The sequence below is a fragment of the Leptospira haakeii genome (assembly GCF_002812045.1).
In the GTDB taxonomy this organism is placed as follows: Bacteria; Spirochaetota; Leptospiria; order Leptospirales; family Leptospiraceae; genus Leptospira_B; species Leptospira_B haakeii.
This window is the reverse complement of the sequence record NZ_NPEG01000018.1, coordinates 35,158-60,269: the sequence shown is the minus strand read 5'-3', so window position 1 is coordinate 60,269 and position 25,112 is coordinate 35,158. Positions and strand designations below refer to the sequence as shown.

The 25,112-nt window shown below is 39.4% G+C and carries 18 protein-coding genes; 9 read left to right on the top strand and 9 right to left on the bottom strand.

The features are described from left to right. The 5 genes from CH377_RS18145 to CH377_RS18125 all read left to right on the top strand — a co-directional run. Nucleotides 1-474: class I SAM-dependent RNA methyltransferase (locus CH377_RS18145; RefSeq protein WP_482793305.1), on the top strand; the 474-nt coding region annotated here is incomplete at its 5' end. Between the two features lie 60 nt (nucleotides 475-534). Next, the gene (locus tag CH377_RS18140) at nucleotides 535-1,656 is read left to right on the top strand and encodes a SpoIID/LytB domain-containing protein (RefSeq protein ID WP_100725150.1); all 1,122 of its coding nucleotides are present in this window, start codon (nucleotides 535-537) and stop codon (nucleotides 1,654-1,656) included. Nucleotides 1,657-1,801: 145 nt separating this feature from the next. Then, a complete protein-coding gene (locus CH377_RS18135) occupies nucleotides 1,802-2,509 on the top strand; it encodes an ABC transporter ATP-binding protein (protein WP_100725149.1) in 708 nt (235 codons plus the stop codon). Then, entirely contained in the window at nucleotides 2,506-5,013 is a 2,508-nt protein-coding gene (locus tag CH377_RS18130; RefSeq protein WP_100725148.1) for an ABC transporter permease, read from the top strand. Before CH377_RS18135 ends, CH377_RS18130 begins: the two co-directional genes overlap by 4 nt. 49 nt (nucleotides 5,014-5,062) lie before the next feature. Further along, nucleotides 5,063-6,013 carry a hypothetical protein gene (locus CH377_RS18125; protein WP_100725147.1) on the top strand — a complete coding sequence of 317 codons (951 nt, stop codon included), beginning with the start codon at nucleotides 5,063-5,065 and terminating at the stop codon, nucleotides 6,011-6,013. On the opposite strand, the gene CH377_RS18120 is transcribed toward CH377_RS18125, so the two are convergent. Together CH377_RS18120 and pyrE are read right to left on the bottom strand one after the other, a co-directional pair. After that, on the bottom strand, nucleotides 6,000-6,719 hold the full coding sequence (locus tag CH377_RS18120) for a hypothetical protein (RefSeq protein WP_100725146.1): 720 nt from the start codon (nucleotides 6,717-6,719) through the stop codon (nucleotides 6,000-6,002). The genes CH377_RS18125 and CH377_RS18120 overlap by 14 nt on opposite strands. Further along, on the bottom strand, nucleotides 6,719-7,276 hold the full coding sequence (gene pyrE, locus CH377_RS18115) for an orotate phosphoribosyltransferase (RefSeq protein WP_100725145.1): 558 nt from the start codon (nucleotides 7,274-7,276) through the stop codon (nucleotides 6,719-6,721). The genes CH377_RS18120 and pyrE overlap by 1 nt, the downstream gene beginning before the upstream one ends. A 176-nt stretch (nucleotides 7,277-7,452) precedes the next feature. On the opposite strand from pyrE, the gene CH377_RS18110 reads away from it, so the two are divergent. Continuing rightward, nucleotides 7,453-8,541 (top strand): acyl-CoA desaturase, encoded by a 1,089-nt coding sequence (locus CH377_RS18110; RefSeq protein ID WP_100725155.1) that lies wholly within the window; start codon nucleotides 7,453-7,455, stop codon nucleotides 8,539-8,541. 52 nt (nucleotides 8,542-8,593) lie between these two features. On the opposite strand, the gene CH377_RS18105 is transcribed toward CH377_RS18110, so the two are convergent. The 7 genes from CH377_RS18105 to CH377_RS18075 form a co-directional block, all read right to left on the bottom strand. Then, entirely contained in the window at nucleotides 8,594-9,499 is a 906-nt protein-coding gene (locus CH377_RS18105) for a transglutaminase family protein (RefSeq protein WP_100725144.1), read from the bottom strand. Further along, the gene (locus CH377_RS18100) at nucleotides 9,492-12,008 is read right to left on the bottom strand and encodes a circularly permuted type 2 ATP-grasp protein (protein ID WP_100725143.1); all 2,517 of its coding nucleotides are present in this window, start codon (nucleotides 12,006-12,008) and stop codon (nucleotides 9,492-9,494) included. Before CH377_RS18100 ends, CH377_RS18105 begins: the two co-directional genes overlap by 8 nt. A gap of 33 nt (nucleotides 12,009-12,041) precedes the next feature. Further along, nucleotides 12,042-14,444 (bottom strand): TonB-dependent receptor family protein, encoded by a 2,403-nt coding sequence (locus CH377_RS18095; RefSeq protein ID WP_100725142.1) that lies wholly within the window; start codon nucleotides 14,442-14,444, stop codon nucleotides 12,042-12,044. Continuing rightward, nucleotides 14,444-15,718, bottom strand: a complete 1,275-nt coding sequence (locus tag CH377_RS18090) for an imelysin family protein (RefSeq protein WP_100725141.1) — start codon at nucleotides 15,716-15,718, stop codon at nucleotides 14,444-14,446. Before CH377_RS18090 ends, CH377_RS18095 begins: the two co-directional genes overlap by 1 nt. Nucleotides 15,719-15,828: 110 nt before the next feature. Beyond that, nucleotides 15,829-19,116: a transglutaminase family protein gene (locus tag CH377_RS18085; protein WP_100725140.1), complete on the bottom strand. Its 3,288-nt coding sequence runs from the start codon at nucleotides 19,114-19,116 to the stop codon at nucleotides 15,829-15,831. 2 nt (nucleotides 19,117-19,118) lie between these two features. Further along, on the bottom strand, nucleotides 19,119-20,063 hold the full coding sequence (locus CH377_RS18080; RefSeq protein WP_100725139.1) for an alpha-E domain-containing protein: 945 nt from the start codon (nucleotides 20,061-20,063) through the stop codon (nucleotides 19,119-19,121). An 83-nt stretch (nucleotides 20,064-20,146) separates the two neighbouring features. Continuing rightward, nucleotides 20,147-21,571, bottom strand: coding sequence for a circularly permuted type 2 ATP-grasp protein (locus CH377_RS18075; RefSeq protein WP_100725138.1), 1,425 nt, complete (start codon nucleotides 21,569-21,571; stop codon nucleotides 20,147-20,149). Between the two features lie 372 nt (nucleotides 21,572-21,943). Here CH377_RS18075 and CH377_RS18070 point away from each other — a divergent pair, with 372 nt between their 5' ends. The 3 genes from CH377_RS18070 to CH377_RS18060 all read left to right on the top strand — a co-directional run bounded on the left by CH377_RS18070 (nucleotide 21,944) and on the right by CH377_RS18060 (nucleotide 24,884). Then, entirely contained in the window at nucleotides 21,944-23,008 is a 1,065-nt protein-coding gene (locus CH377_RS18070) for a hypothetical protein (RefSeq protein WP_100725137.1), read from the top strand. 189 nt (nucleotides 23,009-23,197) lie between these two features. Then, a complete protein-coding gene (locus tag CH377_RS18065; RefSeq protein ID WP_100725136.1) occupies nucleotides 23,198-24,256 on the top strand; it encodes a DUF262 domain-containing protein in 1,059 nt (352 codons plus the stop codon). A gap of 1 nt (nucleotide 24,257) precedes the next feature. Further along, on the top strand, nucleotides 24,258-24,884 hold the full coding sequence (locus CH377_RS18060; protein WP_100725135.1) for a hypothetical protein: 627 nt from the start codon (nucleotides 24,258-24,260) through the stop codon (nucleotides 24,882-24,884). Nucleotides 24,885-25,112: the final 228 nt, after the last annotated feature.

Genomic DNA, 25,112 nt, shown 5'->3' with positions numbered 1-25,112 from the left:
AAGATCAAACCTGCGGAAAATTTGGCGGATCTTTTCTGCGGAAGTGGATTTTTCTCCATTCTATTCGGAGAAAAATTTTCACGTATCTTGGGGATCGATATTGTTTCTTCCTCAGTATCAGCTGGCGAGGAGTTCCTTCAGGAAGTATTTCCAGACAAAAAGATAGAATTTCTGGCCTTTGATTTATTTCATAAAAAAGGCCTGGAAAAAATGAACTCAGCGAATCTTCCTTGGAAGGATTCTGTGGTGATCGCAGATCCTCCGAGAAGCGGTCTTTCTCCTGAATTATGCGCCTTCTTAAATTCTAATCCTGTTTCCCAACTGATCTATATTTCCTGTAACCCCGAAAATCTTCTAAGAGATGCCCGAATTTTAGAAGAATCCTACCAAATGGAGGAGTTCCTACTATGCGATCCATTTCCACAGACTCCTCATTTGGAAGCAGTATCCATCTTCTCCCCTAAAAATCGCTGAAGGGAATCCGATTTTCATTCGATAGTAAGTACCAAAGGTATACGAAACCGACAGGTGCCCATGAAACGACTTTCTACGATCATTCTATCATTCTTAATTTTGGCGGCTTGGGGCTGTAATACCGTCATCATCCGTCCTTGGAATGCTCCGAACGCTCTCAAAACTTCCGAAAAGATCAGAGTATTTTTAGGAAAGGCTGAATCCGATCTGATGATCAAAGCAGACGGAGTAATTTTCGTATATGATGTGAACGATCTTTTGATCAAACGTGCATATGATATGATTTCTTTGGATGCTAAAAAATTGAAAGCTCCAATACGTTTCGTAGCGGACAATCCCGGTTTGGAATACAAGGGAAGAAAATTCAGAGGAGAAATTTTACTCCAACCTGATAAGAATGGTAACGTTCTACTCATCAACAGAGTTCCGTTAGAAGAATATTTGTATTCTGTTGTTCCTTCAGAAGTTCCTGCCGGCTGGCCAACCGAAGCTTTAAAAGCACAAGCAATCTGTTCCAGAACATATGCGATCAGAGAGATCCTAAATAAAAAGGATACGGCATATGATGTGGAATCCACTGTAAATTCACAAGCTTACTCAGGTATGGCGAAAGAAAATCCACGAACCACCCAAGCAGTTCGTGATACAGAAGGTGTTCTCGCCGTTTATGAGGATGATCCTATTCATATGTTCTTTCATTCCAATAGTGGAGGAAGAACCGAAACTCCGGACCAAGTTTGGGGAGGAAAAAGACTTCCCTATTTAGAATCTGTCGCTTCCAGATTCGATGAGGCCGGTGATAATTTCGTATGGAAGGAAATTTTAAACCAAGATAAAATGGACCAAACTCTTTCTTCCTTAGGTGTAGGTTCTATCCAATCCGTCCAAGTTCTTTCCAGAACTCCTTCGGGTAGAGTGGATCTTTTGGAAGTGATCGGTAAACAAGGGACTTCTAAAATTAAAGGAAAAGAATTCCGCAGTTTACTTGGAACTTCCGTGAAATCACTTCGTTTCGGCATCAAAAGAGAAAGTGAAGGATTTTTGATCAAGGGTATGGGCGCAGGCCACGGTGTGGGGCTAAGTCAATGGGGAAGTTTCGGTATGGCAAAACAGAATTTTACCTACGCAGAGATCATCCGTCATTATTACCAAGGGATTGAATTCGCTAGGATCACGAGGTAATTTTTTTTTCGCACAGAAGGCACAAAGAGCACAAAGTTTTCCTTAGTGCCTTTGTGTGAAAATTTCCCTGCGCCTCTTTTACCTCTGTGGCCTCTAACACACTTCTTTTCCTTGCGTCCTCTCCTAGAGAATGCAAAATAGGATCATGTCGAATCCGACAAACAAGATCCTCATCCGAAACCTAACCAAGTCCTATATAAACGGAAAACAAAATGTCCCCGTTTTAAAAGGGATCAACTTAGATGTTGCAGATACCTTTTTAACTTTAATGGGCCCTTCTGGCTCCGGCAAATCCACATTTTTGAATATTCTCTCCGGGATTGACCAAGCAGATTCGGGAGAAGTTTGGATCGGCGGTAAGAACCTAAGTAATTTTACCGAACAAGAACTCACTGAATATCGCAGGAACGAAACCGGGATTATCTTTCAATTCTTTCATCTTCTCCCTTACTTAAGCGCTTTGGAAAACGTAGCCTTACCTCTTTATATTTCAGGTTTAGGAAAATCAAAGGCGAGAGAAATTGCAAAGGAATCTTTGGAGAAGGTTGATCTAGCTCACAGATTCAAACATAAACCGGACGAACTTTCTGGCGGAGAACAACAGAGAGTTGCGATCGCAAGAGCGCTTGCGAAACGTCCAAGTATAGTTTTGGCGGATGAACCTACGGGAAATTTAGATACATACCATGCTCATAAAATTTTAGAACTTCTATTAGAACTTCAAGAGAAGGAGAAGTTTTCCTTATTCATCGTAACTCATGATAGAGAGATCGGAGAAAAAGGAAAGATCCGACTCAAGATGAAGGATGGACTCATCCTACCGGAACAAAATCCTGCCTTAGATTTAGTATGAATTTATACTTCCTATTCTTATACGAATATTTTAAAACTCATCTTCCCAGATTCATATTCGCACTTTTAGGGATTTCGCTGGGTGTAGGTCTTTTTTTATCCACTACAAGCAATGCAAACAAGGCGGAAAAATCTCTGATCGATTTCTCTATGGGATACTTAAAAGGAGATTTTAATTTAAAAATTTCCCCAACTAGGCCCGGCCAAAGTCTGGATTGGCAAATCCTTTCCGAAATACAATCCCATTCGGAACTAAGGAATATTTCCGCAGTCCGACCTCGAATACAACAGGAAGGAATTTCCTCCGATAATCTAAGAGTTTTGTATATGGGAATGGATTTGACCAAAGAATATTTAGGGATCCCTTTAAAGGAAGACGCCGGTTCCGAATTTTCCGGTCCATTAGAAAAAACGTATGTATCCAAATCTCTGGCCGAAAAATTTAAAGGTGCCCCTTTTACTCTTCTACTAAATGGGAAAACCTGGGAGTTTAAAGATTACATCTCAGTGGATATGGAAGGTGGATTTCTGATCATCGAAGATATTTCTTTGATCCAAGAAAAACTCTCTGATATAAACGGAGCAGACTATCTTCTTTTAAAATCTTCCGACCCGAATCTTTCTCAAACAAAAGAAAATTTACAAAAGATCTTAGGATCAAATGTCAAAATAGAAACTTCTGAAGAGATCCAAGAAAAGTCCGCAAATGCACTTCGTTCCTTTCAGTTAAATCTGCTTATCATTTCTTTTATATCGTTATTGATCGCATTCTTCATGGTTTCCAATACTATGACTGGTTTGTATTTAAGTAGAGAAAGAGAATTAGGGATTTTAAGAACTTTAGGATTGGATGTAAAATCTTCTATTTTTCTTTTTTTAAGCCAATCAGTTTTGCTGGGAAGTATAGGTACGGTTTTAGGGATTGTATTCGGTATATTCTTCTCAGGTTTAGATTTTTTCCGTCCTGAATCAGGCCTTGTAGACAAAAACTTATTATCAACCTATAGTTCTATTTCTCTTTCTGACTTAGGTCTCGCGGCAGGACTTGGGATCTTGGGTTCGGTTATTTCTTCAGTATATCCTGCGATACGTGCAGGAAAAGTCCCTCCCCTTTCCATACTTCGAGATTCCCAAAATGAAAAAAGAAAGATCCCGAATTCCAGGCTCGCTATCTATGGAGGGATAATATTTTTTACTTCTTTAGGAATTTCTAATCTTCCTTCTCCTTGGAAACTTCCTCTTCCCGGTTTATTGGGTGTGGGAGGAGTGACAATCGGGATCACATTCGCTTTTCCATATTTACTTTCCTTATTCAGTTCCGGCGTTTCTAAAATCCTGGATAGAAGTGATGAGAGTTTTCCTTTTTTCAGAATAGGTTTGGAAGAATTAAAGGAAAATCCAGGAAGGAATACTTTAACTGCAGCAACTGTGATGCTTGCAGTTTCATTGGTCCTATGCCTGACCATTCTTACTGACAGTTATAAAAAATCCCTGAATGATTGGGTAGATTCAGAATATCCTTCCGATTTTACGATCATCAATGATCGGTTCTTCCATTCTGGGATCCATGGTGGAGTTCCTAAAGATCTTCCGGAAAAGATCAGAGAATTAGGCCTAAGTTCTTATCTGGACGGATTTTTAGTGAATACTTCCTTCGAAACTGATAAAGGGAATTTTATCATTCACGCGTATGATTTCTCAGTATATCGGGACAAACCGGAAAGAATAGAGAATGAAGTAAAAGAAGAAACGGATGTTTTAATTTCTTCGAATATGGCGCATTTAAAAAAGCTAAAAGTAGGAGATATGCTGGTCGCTCAAACTCCTTTCGGCAAAAAGAATTTTCTTATCAAAGGGATTAAAGAACATTTCTTTTCGGAAAAGGGAACGGTGATGATGGATGTAAGTTCCTACGAAAAAAATTTCGAATTTAAAACTTTGAACTCCATTAAACTTTTCTTAAAAAAAGAATACTCCGATATTTCTGGAATGGAGTATTCCAAGAAAAAAATTACGGATTTTATGAAGTCCGACCCTGAATACAAAGACCTGATCCTACTCGATTCAGCACAACTTAGGGAAATTTATCTATACGAGATTAATAAAGTATTCAGAGTTCTAGATTCCCTTAAGGCCACTGCAATTCTGATCTCTGTTATTTCTCTACTTTCTTCTCTGGTTCATACATTATACGATAAGCGTAGGATCTTGGGACTTCTCAAATATTTGGGGGCTTCTCAGGATCAGCTTGGGATTATTCTTAAAACGGAGTCGGTTTATCTGACAGGATTCGGGGCATTCTTCGGGATCATCTCTTCTCTCATCATGTCTCCTATTATTCTTTATGTAGTGAATAAGAACGCGTTCGGTTGGACACTTACCTTCTCCTTTTTACCAGAAACCCCGATCCTTATTTTAATTTTTGCACCTATCTTAGGCTGGATTTCCGCAGTATATCCCCTACGTTTATTGAGAAAAATGAGCTTCCAGCTCAGTCCGGAATAAGGAAAACTATCTTGATTCCTAACTAGCCCGGAAGTATGTTATTCCTTCAATGGCTACTCAGCTAGAAATCGCCCTGGAACTTGCGGAAGAGATCAAAAAGATCAACCAGCAAGAAGACAATCGGATCCCTACTTCCGATTCTTTTTTGAAAGATATGATCGCATTCTTCTCCCGGGATATGCATGAGATCCGCCAAGTCCTGGAAATGCTCCGGGAATCTAAGTATATTTTTATTATTAAGATCGTTCTTCCTGAACAATCCAAAAATTCCAGGGACCAAGACCAGGGAGTGGATGCTTATATTTATGCGGACCTAAAGATCGTGAACGAACTGAAAGGTTTTGCGGAAAAAAAATTGGAGAAGGCTTACGAAGCCACCTATTACAAAAGAAAATCCCCCTTTCAGATCACTAGGGAATTATTTCCCAAGATAAAAGAGCATAATAATACTCCTTTGGGAAGATTTATCAATATCGCAGTGATGTTGGAAGAATACCAGAGAGTTCTAACTGCCGCCCCAAATGATTACGATGATAATAGACGTAGGAATTTATTATCGGAGTTATTGGAAAGAAACGGAGCTCCAGTTACGGTTGCGAGAGACATTCCGGATTACGAGATCACTTCATTGGGCGGAGGAGGAGGTTCTCCTTTAGGTTTTAAAAGAGCTGCCGACGCAGTTGCATCGAATGAAGTCGCTTTTAATCCTAAAAGTCCTTGGTCCAGACTTACTTCTAAATTTTCAGTGGAGTTTTTAGTCCGTATCCATTTGAGAAAATACGAATTCGATACTGTACGTAAGCTGATCCTAGGCGGTAAGTTAGTAAGCTTTGATGATCTAAAGTATGTAAGAGATAGTGTCCAGACCATGGAGAACCATATACATCTGGATCCTATCTTACAAAATTTTACGGAAGAGATGACCGAGCTAAGAAGACTCGCTCAGAAAAAAATGAATATCCTGAAAGGTATCACAAATTCAGGTTCTATCCAAAATTAATCCACTCAAAATATCGAGCAAGTAAAGCAACCAAGAGCACCACTAAGATAAAGATATAACGCCTTCTTGCGGAATATCCAGTATCCATTCTATCTTTAGGAAAATAGATCAGGAATAAAAGTGCATTCGCTACGAAAACTATAAATAGCGCGTCTTGTTTTTCTTTCCAGTATCCGCTTCCGAAAGCGATTGCTGCACCGATAGAAGGCAAAAATGCTATTAAAGTTTTCCAGCTTAAGACTTTTGTATCTTCCTCGAAAATTTTTGCCTTTTTGCCGGACTTCTTCTCTAGTTCACTTAAGAACTGGTCCATATTTTCCAGATTCAGGATCGGGATATAAGTTCCTTGTTTAGAGATGAGTATAATTCGTTCGTAACCGCGAAATCTATCCTTCTCTATACTTTCCAGATCGCGAAATTCGAACTCCATACATTGGCCTTTCGCGTTCCATTGTTTTAAAGAAGAAGAGTCCAATTCCACCTTAGCACCTTCTAATACTTTCAACTGCCTTCTGTAATTTTTTAAAAGAAGAAGTATCAGAACGCCGCTCAAGAGCAAATACATGGAAAGAAATGCGGATCTTTTGTCCAATTCTACCTGAACAAAACTGACACCTATAAATATTACGAAAACCGAAAGCACAAGCCCAGTGCGGATCAATAATTTCTTCTTAAAAACGGGAGAATCGTAATTGAATACGGACATTAGTCTAAACTTCCGAATTCTGATTTTTTAAATAAAGGGAAAACTTTGATTCCTTCTTCTTCTATTGCTTTTCTTCCGCCTTCTTCTCTGTCCAAAATGCAAATACAAGCAGTGACTTCCAATCCGGCATCTCTCAAACTTTTGATCGCTTGCAAGGTAGAACCTCCAGTAGTGATCACATCATCCACAACCACACAGGATTTGACTGCGTTTACTCCACCTTCTACCAAATTTTTGGTTCCATGGTCCTTGGCTTGTTTCCTCACGATCAATGGAAAAACATTCTTGGACTGTTTTCTATATTCTAAGGAAATCCCAAAACAGATAGGATCTGCTCCCATTGTGAGACCACCGAATGCCTCTTCCCCATCCAGACCGGATTCTGGGAGATGTTTTTCCACAATATACTTACAAAGTAATTCTAATCTTTGAGGATGAAGAGTGATTTCCTTACAATTAAAATAATGCCTGGATTTTCTACCACTGGCCAGGGTGAACGGTTCCTCTCGGAAACGATAGGCGTGGGTTTGAATGAGTTGAAATAATTCTTCCCTCAAAGCGGATCTCCCTCGGGCATCGCCCGGAATTCCATGATAGTAGGAACTCCTCAGGAAAAAACAGATTTTTGAGCCGGATTGTGACCACAGGGAAAAATTCTAAATTTCCGAATTTTTTCGCAACCTGGGTCCCCAATTCCGCTCTTATCAGAAAAACCAAGACGGGAAAAACCGACATGGAACAAACGAAAAAGAAATTAGCGTTGAAGACCACAATCTTCTTATTTGCGACTCCGATCATCGGGGTCATCGGGACGGGTGCCTTATTATTTACTAGAGGTATTCCATTAAACACATGGCTTGTGTATCTATTTATGACCGCAGCGACCGGGCTTGCGATCACCGGGGGATACCACCGTCTGTTTTCGCATAGAGCTTATAAAGCGTCTTTTCCAGTAAAACTTTTTTATATTCTTTTCGGAGCTGCTGCGTTCCAGCAATCAGTGATTGAATGGAGTTCTGATCATAGAATTCACCACAGATTCGTAGATAAGGAAGAAGATCCATATGCGATCACAAAAGGATTCTGGTATGCTCATATTCTTTGGTTATTCGAGAATAGAGATCATAGAACTCCTGTTAACGTAAACGATCTTTACGAAGACAAATGGGTGAAATTCCAAGACGATCATTATTATCCGATCGCTATCTTCATGGGATTTTTGTTCCCTACTCTTCTATGTGCTCTTTGGGGAGATGCATTGGGCGGATTATTATTAGCAGGTTCTTTAAGAATCGCGATCAACCACCATATGACATTCTTTATCAATTCCTTAGCTCATTATAAAGGAGATCAACCTTTCTCCGATAAACATACTGCTAAGGACAATTGGATCATTGCATTATTCACATTCGGAGAAGGATATCATAACTTCCACCATGAGTTCCAAGCCGATTACAGAAACGGTATCCGTTGGTTCGATTACGATCCTACCAAATGGTTGATCAACACTTTTGCATTTTTCGGTTTGGCAAGCGATAGAAAGACTATCTCTGAAGAGCAGATCCTGCGTAAAAAAATGGTGATGGAAGAGAAGGCTTTACGTAACAAACTAGAAGCTAAGTCTCAAACCTTAAACCAAGGATTTGAAGAAAGATTAGAGGCTCTGCGTAATTCCGTTCAGGAAAGCCAAGCCAGAATGATCAATTTAAAATCTGTGAAAGAAGAAGCAGGCAAAAAGGCGGTTAAAGAAGCGGAGTCGGAATACAAAGTGGCATTAAACACTTGGAAAAGATTCGTTTCTGGAGATCTTGCGCCGGTCTGATATTATTCCCAGTACCTGATCCATTGCCCTCCTTCGGGAGGGCTTTTTTCATTCAAATATGATTTCCGATCGCGTTAGGATCTCCTAACTGAGAAACATCCACTTCCACCTTCAATTTATGTTTCCCACCACCGAATAGAATTCCTTTTAAAGGAGAAACATCCGAAAAATCCCTGCCCACAGAGGTATGAATGTATTCGTCTGTGATCGCCTTTCCGTTTGTAGGATCAAAATCGAACCAACCTTCTCCAGGACAATATACGGAGATCCAAGCATGGGTTGCATCACTTCCTCTTAACTTAGGTTTACCGGGAGGAGGATACGTTTCTATATAACCGGAAACATATTTGCAAGGCAAACCCATAGAACGAAATGCAGCCAAGGAAAGATGAGTGAAGTCTTGACAGACTCCTTCTTTTTTCTCTAAGACCTCGTCCAAAGGTGTATAAATATTAGTGCTTCCTGCCTTGAACTTAAAATCTTCTCTGAATCTTCTTACATATTCCAAAACAGATTCCAGGTAAGGACGATCCATCGGCAGATATTTTTCTAAAAAATTCTTATACGAAACAGCGCGAGTTACAAAAGAAGAATCTCCTACGAATTCCATCGCTTCCAGATCTTCTTTTTCAGTAACCATTTTCAGTTTTTCTAATATTTCAGAGGTAGAGATCTGGATTTGACCCTTTTTTTTCTCCGGCTCAGAAGTGAAAACTTTCGCTTCCGCAGTCACGGAAAGAATATTATGAGGAGTTTCCACTGCGAATGAATATACCGTATTCCCGAAATAATCCGTTCTGAATTCCTTATATTTAGGTTTTGGGAAAATTTCTATTTTGAATTCCCTACAGATCTGTCTTTCGTTGGATGTAGGACAAAGATGAGCCAGATTCAAACAATGAGAAACTTCTTTCTCGTAAGTATAATGGGTCAGGTGACGAACTGAATATTCAGCCATAAGGTCCTCCCAATCTAACTTGGTTTTCCACATAGCGGAAGTATTTAGTGGCGACCGCATCGGAAACGGATTTTAATTGAGCAAGAATATCTTCTAACCATCTGCGAAGCCCTCCGGCAGGATCCGCATATTCAAAAATACGTTTTGCATCTTCTTCGCTGAATCGAACTAAAACATCAGTCAGCCTTTGGATCTCTTCTGAAATTTCTTCATCTTTTCCGGTAGAAGAGAATAAAGTATTTTCTCTTAATCTTTCCAATTGGAAAGCAAGCGAGCGAGGATTACTTTCGTCGAAGATCAGAATGTCCACTACTGATTCGGCTTCTACTCTATATTTATAACGTCTTCTGTAAGTAATTCGAATATCGTTCACATTCAGAAGACTTTCAAACATACTTTTATTATATACTGAAGATCTTTCGATCGTGGAAAGTAGAAGCCTCGCGATGAATTGAGCCCTTTCCAATCTTTTTCCCATATCCAGGAAGAAATATCCGGTCTCGCGGCTCATACTTTCGTTCGCAAGACCTGAGAGAGAAGCAAACAGATTCACAAGTTTTTGTAGGTATTCCAACACTTCGTCATAACTTGAATTTCGAGGAGATTCCGATTCTAACCTAGAGATCAAATAACGTGTATCGTCTGAGATCCTATCTCGAACCGCCTTTGTGCTTCCCACAAAAAAGTTCAGATCGTGACGAATACTTCCGGAAGAATAAGGAGATGTTGCTAATTGGAATATTTTCTCCCGGATAGAATCCAAAGAGTCCAATCCATTTGTTTCGAAAAACCCAAGGCTGTATCCCGAGAGTTGGTCCAAGATCCCCAGTAACATTGAGAATTGTTCCTTCTCGTAGGACTCTTCTGCTTCTAATATCTTGTGAACAGTTTCTCTAAGAAGTCTGGACATATTTTCTGCACGTTCCGCATAACGTCCCATCCAGAACATATTGTCAGCAACCCTGCTCGGAATACCTGAACCTTTTCTTTTGATAGGCATCCTTCCTATCTGTCCAGGAAGAAGGCTGAACTCCTTCTTCTCTTCTGAAGCTAAGATCCAAAGATCCTTGGAAATAGCTCCTCTTTGGTTGGTAATGATAAGTTCATCCCGCTTAGGAGAAACCCTTACGAGTCCTCCCGGCATACAAGTATATCCATTCTCAGAAAGACAGGTAAATGTCCTTAAGACCGACTTGCCTATTAGAAGTTCTTCCGAATCTCCCGAAAAAATAGGAGATGTAGAACCTGCGAGTATTTCCTGAGCAACATAACGTTCCGGCCTTGCTTCCACCTTGGTTCTTAGTTCTAACATTTCAGTCTCTTTCAAAGTAGAAAGGAATATGGAAGGATCCAAAGGAGAACGAATCGCCGGTTTGATCGTATATTTATGAGGATTGGAAAATACTTCTTTTCGGGAATTTTCATCTCCCATCCAAAGAGTTGGAACATTTGGAAGGATCAGATCCTCTCCCAAATAAAATTTACATAAATTAGGAAGATACGCGTGAATTGCTCGGTTCTCTAAAAATCCGGAGCCAATAGGATTTGCTACGGTAACAGTCCCTGCCCTCACAGCACCTAAGATACCTGGAACTCCCAAAAGAGAATCTCCCTTTAATTCAAGAGGATCCATGTACCAATCGTCCACCCGACGAAAGATCACATCTACTTGTTGTAAACCTTCTATCGTTTTCAGAAAGACCTTATTATCCCTAACGGTCAGGTCCTCAGCTTGGGCCAAAATATATCCCAGATATCCTGCAAGATAAGCATGTTCGAAATAAGTTTCATTGCCAGGTCCAGGAGTCAGAAGAATAGTAAGAGGCTCTCTATCTTTATTCGAAGAAAATGAATTTAAAGTCCTTCTTAATGCTCTGAAGTATAAAGCGACTCTATGGACCTGAGAATCTCGGTAAAGAGAAGGAAAAATACGAGAGAGAACGATCCGATTCTCAAGAGCATATCCGGAACCGGAAGGTGCCTGAATACGATCCCCTATCACATAAAAATTCCCTTGGCTATCCCTGCTGATATCCGTGGCTAAAAATGCCAAACGGAAATTTGTAAAATCATAAACAGGAGCGCAGGCTCTTAAAAATCCGCCGGATTGGAATAGTACTTCGTGAGGGATCTTTTTTTCGTATAAAGATCTTTTAGGACCGTAAACATCCTTTAGAATTTCGTTAAGTAGTTCGGATCTTTGGGCGAGACCTCTTTCTATCCCATCCCATTCTTTGCTGTCCATGAGAAGAGGAAAAAGATCCAGTCCCCAGGCTCTTTCTCTCTCGTCCCCATAAACATTATAAGTTACTCCGCTTTCTTTTAAAATACGGAGACTATCTTCTTTGCGCCTTCTTAATTCTGCTCCGCCTAGATTATTTAAAGAACGAAGTAAAAATTCGTATTTCTCCCTGGACTTTCCGTCGGGGAGGCATAGCTCGTCATAGACTCCTGGAGCAGGTTTATATCCGGAGAGAAGATTTGCTGCTTGGGAAGTTCTCTGATTCATCTTCCGAGAGACATTTTCATCTCCCGTCCGATTTTAATCCAGCTTTAAAGTAGCCCCGATATTGATTTGTCTGTATGGCCCTTGTTGGATCCCGACAGGAAGTCTTCCTGAGATATACACTCTATCTTCTAAATTTTTTCCGTTCACGAAAATGGACCATCTTCCGCCTGGAGCCTCGTATCCAAAGTCGGCATTCCAAATTCCGTATGCAGGAACAATACCTTGGCTTCCATCGGTACTTTGGTTTTTGGTATTCTGCAAATCGGAATATTGTTTGTCGAAATACTGATATTCTACTCTGGCATAAAATCCAGATGGACTTTTTACTCCGATCGCACCTATAAAAACATTCATAGGAACGTACGGTAGATAATTTCCGTTCGTGTTTACCTTGATCAAATTTCCGGCGGAATTAACCGCATACAAAGGTTGGTTCGTGATACTCACGGTACCATCCGCATTTTGTATTGTGCCTACAGGAACGTAAGTGGTAGAAATTGCTTTTGTATATGAATAAGTAAATTCCAAAGGAATTTCCCATCTGGACTCCGCAAATTTTCCGAAATCGAAAACAAAATTACTTTCCACACCTCTATTTACGGATCTTCCCGCATTGATCGGAACGGCTCCGAGCCCTGAACCTGCTTCATTCGTATTTACGATCTGATTCGAAAAATATAATGCGTATGTACTAACCTGAGTGTAGAAGTAGCGGGTGATATTTCCCCTAAAACCCGTTTCGTAATTATTGGATCTTTCCGCACTTAGTTTATAACCTAAACCTAATGCAGGGTTTTGAACGGTGGAAAATGTAGGAGGAGAGAATGCGGTGTGTGCACCAGCAAACCAAATAAACTTCTCCGTAATGTCAAAAGTAAGACCTATCCCTGGTAAAACTACTTTTGTATAAGTTTCGTTCGCATCATTCACCAACATCGATTGCCCGACAGAATCCGCATATCCCTTGGCAACATCATTCGCAGTAGCAAGTCTTCTATGAGTATATACTCCTTGGAAGATATGTTCGTAACGAACTCCAGGGATTACCTTGAACTTATCCGTTAACTTAATTGAATCTTGAACATAAAGCGCATAAGCTCTTGCATTACGATTTTGCTGTTGGGTAGTAATACCTTTTGCAAGAGTCGGGTAAGGAAATACATTATTCGCTGCGTTTACGGATTCATAATGCATTCTTGCTCCAAAAGCGATCTCATGATCAAAGCCGAACGTATTAAACTTACCTTCTACCTTAGTTTCCAGACCTCCAGTCTTAAAGAAAGAGTGTCTATTCGGAGTGGAATTTAACATATAAATCACATCTCCAGGCTGGTTACCGATCACATCGGGAGCATAAACACCAAACGCATTTTCAGGCGGCCTTGCAGGAAAACCGAATTCGGTTAAATTATTATAAGAATATGATTCTTGGCGAAATAAGAAACCTACATTGGTCCAATAAGCCCTTGTGATCATCTTCCAATTTTCATTAAAAGTATGATCATGACCGATCACCGCAGCCTGCCTATCAATTGACTTTTGGTCGTATCTAGCGGGATTGATCTTTGGATTTTTCCAATATAAACCTTGGGTCAGTCCCAAATAAGTAGATTGCGCCTCTTGTTGATAAGATTGGTATTTTAGAAAAACAGAATCCTTCTCTCCTAACTTCTGGATCAACTTCAGGTTCAGATCGTTTACTCTAAAACCTTGGTAATCCCTAAAACCATTTCCTTGGTTATGCATATAAGAAATATCATAACCGGTATTCGTAGTTTGGTTGGTTCCACCATACTGCATCAGACTGGAAGCATAACCGTTCATTCCTCCGATTACCTTTGCACTAAACGTAGGTTTTTCAGGAGGTTTTCGGGTCACATAGTTGACAATACCACCTAGTGTGGTTGGTCCAAAAAGAATGGAGCCTGAACCTTTCACGACCTCTACTCTTTCCATTCTATCTATATGAGGCACAAAATAACTTTCAGGTTGTCCGTAAGGACTTAAAGAAGTGAAAACACCATCTTCTAAGATTAAAGTTTTCCTAGATTCTTCGTTACTCACACCTCTAAATGCGATATTCGGTGTAAGACCCACTGCATCCTGGTAACGGATCGTTGCACCGGGAACCCTGCGTAGAGCTTCCATAGAATCAATTGGATTTGTTTCTTTTAGGATCTTTTTCCCGATCACATTCGCAGAACCGGGGATCTTTTTAATATCGTCATCCTTGGCACCGATCACATTGATCTGACCGCTTTCTAAAAACCTTCTTTTCTTTTCCGCAAGAGTTTCCTCTTGTTTGGAAGTCTCCTTTTTAGAAGGATCTTCTTGCTCGTTTTCCGAGGAAGTTCCATTTGGTTGGGAGAAGAGAAAAGAATTAGAAAAAATTAAAATACTTAAAATAAGAGAAGAACGGAATCGTTTTTGGAACATCAATCTCCGTCCCCTCCTGGTCCACCTGAAACCGGACTCGAGCCTGTAAGAGCGGCTAACTCAGTATTCAGGATTTTTAATAATTCACTTAAATCTGCGATGCTTGATTTGATCGCTACAAAATTCGTAGTATTAGCACTTCCCCACGCAGCAGGCGGATTAGAGGTTGAAGGAGTAATACCCCCTAAATGTCCCTCCAGTTCGGCGATCTCACTTTTAATTTCCTCATCCAAGGTAGGACTATAGAATTTTACATAATCCGAAAGTCCTACACCTGTTCCATTCCCAGTGTAGATCGCTTTAAAAGTACTTAAATTATCAATCAAACTTTGGAAAGATTGTCCTGAAAATCTGAACTCTGCTCGATCGGAGTTAGGAGAAGAACCATTCCCTCCTCCGGAAAGTCCGGAAGGAATTTCCAATTTCCCATCTTTCATGATAGTTAGGAGTTGGACAGCTCCAGTAAAAACAGCGTCTAATGCACTACCTGAAGTCGGAAATGTAGTAGAAGTTCCATCACCTGCAGTCGCAAGCTGAGTACCCAAAGGATTTGTTCCACTTACTTTCCAAGCGTCAGTCACATTCTTCACATGTACACTGTAATTGGCTACTAAAGCTCTAATAAGAGCGGACCTTCCGTTAGGGGCGTTTGCAAAATCAGAACAGGTGGGCGCATTTCCACGATTCGCACCCGCTTGGCTAAAAAGAAGATATTCTATCGCGCCGATTCCTTTGGCATCGTTATCAAATCCTGCTATATAAGTTTGAGCATCCAAAAAATCTCCGGAAGAATCAAAAGCATCCAAGTCATCCATATCACCCGAACTTGGCGGAGCCTCCGTAAGATAATCGATCAGGAAAGGATCCATCTTGGAAAAAGAAGAGAGAGTAGCTCCAAATCTAAAAGGTTCCACTTTTTTAAGATCGCTTGCATGAGCTATCCAAGCTGATTGCGCACTCGTAAGAGTGTCAGAAGAGCATACGCTATCAGTTGCAATTACAAGTGCGGCTCTGCTCGTTTCTAAATTCGCAAAAAGCGGAGGAATTATATTATTTCCTAAATTCTGCAAAAGAGATCTAGGATCGAATGAATTGAACATCTGGTAGAGATATCCATTCGTATTCGCGGCACCCGTAGCGGAGTTTTTGCGAGAACAAGAAATGAGAATAGAAAGTAAGAAAATACTTAGAATGATCCAAGCGGTAAGGATCAGCTTATTAATCCGGAAAAACCTGCCGAATCGTCCGCTTCTGACAGAATTGTTTTGTCGCATAGTTCCCTCGAAACTGGGCTCTTTATCTTGAGAATCAGAATTATTTTTCTAGAACTGGTTGCAACTGTTTTTGAGATCTGTTCTCACAAACTTAGTTTGATAAATATTAGTTATTCAATCCAACGGAGGTCCATTGTGTAACCATTTGTATGTTTCAATCGTTTAGGCTCGGAACCATCTAATGCCGAATGACCATCTGCTAAAAATCTAGAGATCCTACGAGACTCTGCTTCGTATGAATTCACCGGGAAAGTATCGTAAGCTCGTCCACCTGGATGAGAAACATAATAACGACAACCACCTAAAGGGCGAGAAGACCAAGTATCCCAAACATCAAACACCAAAGGAGTATGAACCGGAAGATTTGGATGTAAGGTGAATACAGGATTCCAAGCCTTGAATCTAATTCCGGAAACTGCTTCTCCTTTTCTGCCTGTACCTCGAAGCGGAACTTCGTAACCATTACAACTAAGAAGATAACGATCACTCCAGCCTTCTACTTTTACTTGCAATCTTTCTAATGCAGAATCTACTGCTCTGGAAGTTCCGAAAGAAGAAGACTCTTCCCCTAAAACATTCCAAGGTTCTAAGGCCATTCTAAGCTCTAAGAATACTTCTTCTCTTTGTGTCTTGCCATATACAGGAAAACGAAATTCGAAAAATGGAAGGAACTCTTCTTCTTGGAAAGCAAATCCATGTTCTTTCAGATCTCTTAGAACATCCTTAAAATCACTCCAAACAAAATGAGGAAGAAGAAAACGATCATGCAGTTCTGTTCCCCAATGGATCGGGGATTGCACATAAGGTTTGTCCCAAAATCTACAGATCAAAGACAAAACTAAAAGTTGCTGTACCACGCTCATCTTATAATGAGGAGGCATTTCAAATCCTCTCAGCTCCACAAGACCCAAACGAGGACCTATCGGAGGATAAAGTTTATCTATAGAAATTTCGGCTCTATGGGTATTTCCCGTTAAATCCACAAGTAGATTCCGAAACAGACGATCCACCAGCCATGGATTTGGTTCTTTAATTTTATCTAATTGAGAAGAAGCTAATTCATATTCGTATAATATTTCGTCTCTACCCTCATCTAAACGAGGAGCCTGAGAAGTGGGGCCTATAAACAAACCGGAAAAAAGATAAGAAAGAGAAGGATGATGCTGCCAATAACTTACCAAACTGCGCAGAAGATCCGGTCTTCGAAGGAAAGGACTATCTTCAGGAGACATGGCGCCTATCGTGATATGGTTCCCTCCTCCTGTTCCAGTATGTCTTCCATCTATTAGGAATTTTTCCGCACTTAAGCCTAGTTCCTTTGCCTCTTCGTACAGGATACGGGTCTTTTCTTCTAACTCTTTAAAATTAGAAGAAGGATGTAAATTTACTTCTAACACACCCGGATCCGGAGTTATCCTAAATAGGCCCAGCCTCGCATCCGAAGGAGGTTCATAACCTTCTAATATGATCTGAACCCCAGATTTTTCGGACGCAAACTCTAAAGAGGAGATCAGATCCAACCAAGGTTCCAAACCTTCTACAGGAGGTAAAAATACATGAATGGAACCAAGTCTTGGCTCAATGACCAATGTAGTTCTGATTGGAAGATCTTTCCCTTGTGGAAAAAATTTAGGTTCTTTAGAAGATCTTTTTCCCAAAACTGAATCCAGATCTTTTCGAGAACTTAATTTTTTACTCTTGGACAGGTCCGTAAGTACCGCATTCGGTCTGAAATTTTCGGAAATAGAAGAAAAAGGCAGCCTAAAACCTGCAGGGCTATCTCCTGGAATCAGATATAATCTTTCCCTTTTGTATTTCCATTCAGAACTTTCCCATTCGGATTTTGCATAATTAAATTGTAATGGAATAGCGATAGCTTTTTTGACCTTGAAGTCCCTATCCATGAGTGAAAGAACCTTCTTCCTTTCCAAAGCCTCGAAAGAAAAATCTTCTGAGTTAAAATCCTCACTCTTAGGGTCTTTCCATTCCGGAAGTTGACCTTCTTTCCATAGATAATAAAAACCGTCCTCGAATAGAGGAACCATATGTTTGGGAGAAATCCCTAAAGTTTTACAGACTTCTTCTCCGAACTTTTCGGATGAGATTAATTCTTTATCTAGATCCTGTTTTTCTCTTTCAGAGGAAGAAGATAATAATCCTTCGTTTTTCCATAAAGACTCCCCGTCCTTTCTCCAAAAAACATTCAAGGACCAACGAGGTAAAGGTTCTCCAGGATACCATTTTCCTTGAGTGACTTGGACCACGGAACCGGGTGAAAATTTTTTACGAAGCCTTGTAAGAAGAGATTCTCCTAACTCTAATTTTTCTTTTCCAAGAGCCAGAGTATTCCATTCAGGATCTTGCCTGGAAGTATCCGAAATAAAAGTGGGCTCTCCACCGATAGAAACACGAATATCATTTTTTTTGCATTTAGTATCTAGATCTTTTCCGAGTTTTAAAACTCTATCCCAAGTAGGATCCGTATAAGGTTTGGTAACCCGAGGAGATTCCTGGAAACGTTTGACCTCCATCCTAAATCCAAACTTGGACTCGGCTGGATCCGAGTATCCAAATACTGGAGAAGCACTCCCAGGTTCAGGAACAGCCGCTAAAGGAATATGACCTTCTCCCGCAAACAGACCGGAAGTTGGATCAAGACCCACCCATCCTGCACCTGGTAGGAACACCTCGGCCCACGCATGAAGGTCGGTAAAATCCTCCTTAGCACCGGAGGGCCCATGGATGGAAACTTCATCCGGCTTCAACTGGATCAAATAACCGGAAACAAATCTGGATGCGAGACCAATATGTCTTAAGATCTGAACTAGTAAAAATGCTGAGTCCCTGCAAGAGCCTGATCTTCTTTCCAAAGTTTCCGTACATGTTTGGACGCCAGGTTCCATTCGAATCACATAAGAAATGTCTTGGTATACTCTTTGATTGAGGCCTACCAAAAAATCCACCGTACGTTTCGGTTTTAAGATCCCGTCTTTTCTTAAACCTGAGATATAATTCGCAAGTGCGTTACTCCCATCCGTAGCGCTTAAGTAAGGAAGAAGTTCCTTTCTCAATGCATCCGAATAAATAAATGGAGTTTCCTCTGCGTCAGGCTCTAAGAAAAAATCGAATGGATTGATAACTTGGATCTCAGCAACCAGATCCACGAGTATTTTTAATTTTTCAGTCTTCTTAGGAAATACTAATCTTGCTTGGTAATTCCCGAAAGGATCCTGCTGCCAGTTCAAAAATTGTTCAGAGGGTTCTACCAAAAGAGAATAAGAAACAATCCTAGTTCTGGAATGAGGAGCAGGTCTCAATCGGATAATATGAGGGGATAATGCAACAGGTCTATCATATTCGTAGGAAGTTTCGTGAGTGAGAGAGACTAGTAAGGACATGATCAATTCCTAAAATAGGTCTCGTCCAATTGAGCAGCGATCCCATTCAATCTTACTTGCAATTGATCCAAATATTCATGCATCCCCGAAGAAAAAATCTCATCTATGGAGGCGTAATTCATTTCGGAGAGAAGAACACCTACTCTCTTCTCCGTTTCGTCCCCATAACTGTCTTTTTCAGATCCACTTAAAATTTTCAGACTATCAAATGTTTTGGACAAACAAGAACGTATTGCTCTTGGAAAAATTTTATCTAAGATCAAAAACTCGGCAATATTCTTAGGAGTGATCCTTGTATAAAAACGGTTAAACATCTCATGAGCACTCGCAGATTTTAAAAGAGAAAGCCATTGGATCAGATCCAAAGTGGATCCGACCTCTTCTCTGGCAGGAAGAAGTATAAAATATTTCATGTCCAAGATGCGAGTGGTCTTATCCGCTCTTTCCAATAATCTTCCAAGCAATGCAAAATGCCAAACCTCGTCGTGGGAGATCGTGGCTTCTTGGCAACCGTAAAATAATAAACATTGGTTTCGGATCGCTTTGAAAAATTCGGCAATTCCGGGCATATCCGATTCTTCAAATTTTCTTTTGGATTTGATAGTAAGATAAAATTCGTTGATCACTTCCCACATAGGAGTGGAAATATTTTCTCTGATGGTCCTCGCATTCTCCCTAGCACGGATCAAACAATTCATGATAGAGTTCGGATTTTCAATATCCAAACTCATAAAATGGATCACATTCTCTTTGCTTGGAGAATTATACTTTCTAGAAAATAATTCATTGTCTCCGGTGGTATACACCAAAGGCATCCATTGTCTGTTGGAGTCCTCGTTTAGATCTAAGGAAAGTTGAAAATTCACATCCAAAAAACGTGAATAATTCTCGGCCCTTTCCATATAACGATTCATCCAGTATACGGATTCAGCGACTCGGCTTAACATTTGGAAACCTCTCTAGTTTTATGATATTTTTCGGTTCCGCTTGGGACTTTTCCCTGATTGCCAGTTCTTGATTTTTTTTGATATTAACCCATCACCCAAGTATCTTTAGAGCCACCACCTTGGGAAGAATTCACAACCAATGAACCTCTTCTCAATGCAACACGAGTTAAACCACCGGGCATAACATAGATCTCTTCTCCGTATAAGATAAAAGGTCTTAGATCCACATGTCGTCCTTCTAACTTATCCTCTATCAATGTTGGGATCCTGGATAAACTCAAAACAGGTTGAGCGATATAATTTCGAGGGTCAGCTTTTACTTTTTCTACGAATTCTTCTTTTTCTTTTTCGCTCGCAACAGGACCTATGATCATTCCATATCCGCCTGCTCCGTTAGCCGCCTTTACAACAAGGTTCCCGATATTCTCACAGACATATTTCAGGTCCTTCTCCCTGGAGCATAGATAAGTAGGAACATTAGGAATGATCGGCTCTTCTCCCAGATAATACTTAATAAAATCAGGAACGTAAGAATAGATCACCTTATCATCGGCAACTCCAGTGCCAGGAGCATTCGCAAGTGCAACATTTCCTTTTTTAAATACTTCGAATATACCAGGAACACCTAAAAGAGAATCTTTGCGGAAAGCTTTAGGATCCATGAACGTATCGTCGATCCTTCTATATAAAACATCCACCTGTTTCAAACCTTTGGTGGTTCTCATATAAAGTTTATCATCTCTCACCGTAAGATCCGTTCCTTCTACCAAAGGAACTCCCATACGAGATGCAAGAAAACTATGTTCGTAATATGCCGAGTTGTAGATACCAGGAGTTAAGACACCTATATTCGGATTTGGTTTATCGGAAAGATGCTCGAGCATCCCGCGGAGTCTGATCGGATAATCATAGATCGGTCTCACGGAAAGACTCGCAAAAAGTTCCGGGAAGGTCTTTTTCATTACTTCACGATTTTCTAATACATAAGAAACACCGGAAGGACAACGTAAATTATCCTCGAGGACCAACATCTGTCCATCCCCATCGCGAACAAGATCCGTTCCGGTGATATGGATCCAAATTCCTTTAGGAGGTTTGATCCCTTTACATTCTTTTAAATAACCAGAACTGCTATAAACGATCTCTGCCGGGATCACTCCGTCTTTGATGATCTTTTCGTCGCCGTATATGTCTTGGATGAAAAGATTTAATGCACGGATCCTTTGTTTGAGACCTTCTTCCATTTTTTTCCATTCGAAAGAAGTTACGATCCGAGGAATGATATCGAAAGGCATGATCCTCTCTTCTTCTTCCTCATCTCCGTACACATTAAAGGTAATGCCCAAGGAAAGAAGTGCCTTCTCAGCGGAAGCCTTCCGCTTCAAAAGCTCCTTATCATCCATCCCTTCGATCCTGGATTTCAAGATATGATAACTCTGGCGAATCCCTCCCTCTTCAGAGAACATTTCGTCGTAAAAGGAATCCGTTTGGTAATTAGTCAGGAGCATAGAATCCTCCTCCCATCTATCTGAAGGAGACTAATTTTACTCTTAATAAACAAGCAGAAATTAAATTATGCGCCTATTTTTTATACCGATTATTTATCAATGCTCAATTATTAAACATTATACTAAAACAATAGACCAAGTGTTCTGAAAGAAATCCGATTTTCATCTAAAATCGAAAAAACGGGCCGAAGCGGATGTGGAGTGGTTTATATGCGACTGCGACCATGCAAAGGTAACGGGGCACTCAGTCTGCTCCAGATTACACGCGGGGCTTTGCGAACATACGCATACGTAGAGTGGTTTAGCCGGCTTGACGAACTTGCGCCCACAAGAAACGTTAGACGAAATTAATTAAATTTAATAGGAACAAATATGGCTAACCAATCACATATTGACCAAATGAGAAGTTCATTTGAAAATTTTAAAATATACGATTACAACACGATCCATCCGCAGCATAATTGGAATGGATATACCTACGAAGATGTAAAAGGCATGTATAATGAATTACGCAGAATCTTTGAGTTAGCATTGAATAGAAACTATTTAATAAAACCTCATATCTCAATAAATTTCATTAATTCTATGAATAGCTATTTTAATTCATTGCCACAAATTTATCAGCAAATTTCCGCTTCGATTGGTAACCCTGCTGCATTAGATAGTCATTTTAGTGGTGCCTTAAGCACCTTGGATGCAGCATTAGCTCAACTCCGAACTTATGGGATAGTTCAATTTGTTGATGGAACAATTGATTTCGAAGAAGAAAATAAGAATATTAATTTAACAAAAGATAAACTTTCGGAACTATTAAATGAAGCTGTGAAAATTAATGAAGAATCAAAGAATACATTATTAAATGCAAATAGTGGGGTAATCTCGAGCGCTTTCGAAAAAAGAAAAAGGGCAGTTGCGAAATCGAAAAACTTTTGGTTAATATTTACAATAGCCTGCATTATTGCTACCGTATTAGTGGCCTTGTATACAATCTTGCCTTACGTAGATGAATATAATAAATCAAACCGAACCAACAAAGCATTCAACAATTCCGGAAGTCAAAAGCCAAATAAAACCTCGGATAAAGGAGATAATAATGAAGAACATTACGCTTCAGGTATTGACACATCTGGTCTTTTTGTAGGTCTTTCGATGAGAATCACAGGCCTTGCGCCATTGCTGCTATTGATTATTTTTTCAATCAATCAATACAATAAGGAAAGAGATTTTGAGGAGCAATATGCTCATAGAGAATCCGTATCAGCATCTATCCCAGGATATCATAAAATAATTTCAGATCAGAATGTAAAAGATCAAATGGCAAAAGATGCAACAGGAGTAATCTTTTCTCTGCCCACTCTAAGTAAATCGGAAAAATTAGAAACAAAGGCGCTAGGACTTCTAGAAAAAATTAGTAGAATTGTAAATAATCGAACTTAGTCGTTCTTACCATTTTTATATCTGCTTTTTTAGATTTACATCATATTTTTTATATGGATTTTTTAAATTAATCTTGAATTTGTCATATATCTCTAACATCTATTTAACGATTTGCTTTGAAACGGTAAATTCGAAATCAATAGAAGGCTGTATGAATGCCAGCTGAAATTATATTAACAACGAGAATAAATGAAAAATTTCGACAGTAGAACGTATAGCATCAATGACTTTTTAGAATGGAATGATAAAAAGCAATTACAACTTTCACCAAAATTTCAACGTAAGTCCGTTTGGACTGAAGATGCCAGGTCTTATCTTATGGACACGATCATCTGCGGTAAACCAATGCCTAAGATTTTTATTCGGCAAACGCTTAATGTCGATACCAGACAATCGATACGAGAGGTTGTGGACGGACAACAAAGACTCAGAACAATTATTTCATATTTAAATGATGGCTTTGTTATAAGTAAAAAGCATAACTCAAAGTTCGGCGGATATTTTTTCAGTCAATTGGGCAACGTTGATCCCGACATACAATCACAAATTTTGAATTACGAACTCGCTGTAGATTTGCTCGTCAACTTACCAGACAATGAAATACTCGATATATTTAGTAGGTTAAATTCTTATTCTGTTATTCTTAATGAACAAGAAAAAATTCATGCAAACCATTTTAGTCGATTTAAAATCATAGTGGATAGTCTCGCTCACAAGTTCAATGAATTCTGGATTGAAAATAAACTCCTGACTAATCAGATGATTCTTCGAATGGAAGACACTAGGTTGGTTGCGGATTTAGTAATAGCGATACTCGAAGGAATCCAATCAAAAAAACAGATAAAATCTTATTATTCAAAGTATGAAAAGGAGTTCAATCATGACACAGAGTTAATTGTGCAGAAATTCGACAAAACAATTTATTTAATAAAAGATGTTTTTCATGAAGGTTTAAAAAATACAGAGTTTAAAAGGATACATCTTTTTTATACGCTTTTCGGCAGCTTTTATCATACATTATATGGACTCCATAATGTTGATAAGCCAATTCAAAACATCAAGAAAGAAAAGTTCGAACAACTTAGAATAAGATTAACAAACTTGAACCATCTTTTTGAAACAAAGGTGATAGCGAAACTTTCTGAAGCAGACATCCAATTCTTAGAGGATAGTCGGAGAGCAACCACTGATACAAAAATCAGATCAAGAAGAACCGAATATTTATTAGATATAATAAACTCAATCTGATATGGCTTTATCTCAAAACCTTTTAGATTTCAGAAACAGTATAACTGAGTTAAACAGTCATATCCAGTTTGCTCACCAAAAATATGCAAATGGTGTCTACAAAATAACTAACAACCTAAGAGTATTTATTAGCGAATCGGCTTTCCTTAAGATGTTTGTTGCATGGGAAACTTTTGTTGAAAGCTCCTTCATTGACTATCTAATCAATGAAGAGTCAGTGCTACTTAAAAGACCTGCAAAATGGGCAACACCAATTGACAGAAAACATGCAAACCAGATAATTATTGGCAATCAAAAGTATATGGATTGGTCGAATCCAGAAATTGTTAGAAGTGTAAGCAAAATATTTTTCCATCAAGGCTACGTGTTCGACATAGCGTTATCAGCAATAAATGCGGATTTGATGGATATGAAAACAATTCGAAACTCCGCAGCTCATCTTTCATCCACAACATCTGATAAATTGGATGGATTAGCAACACGGATATTGGGAACTACTTGCTCCAATTATACAGCTTATAAGTTACTGTTTGCAACTGATCCAAGAAGTGTCCCTATACCACAAAATGTATTAGAAAGATATTTGACACTTATTGACATCGCAGCAGAACAAATTGCAAATGGATAACCTGCTATCGCTGAAATTAAACTTTTACTTAATTAATAAGCTCTTACTTCACTATAAATTCCAATATTTTATGTTTTCTTATATAATTGTTCTCTTGCTTAATAATTTTTTAAAATTAGCATAAAATTCGCCAGTTATATCTAACAGCACTGGGCCGATATACTCCAGCACAAACTATCGCTCAATACTCACTAAAAAATATCCACGATGAAACCATATAATGAAAAT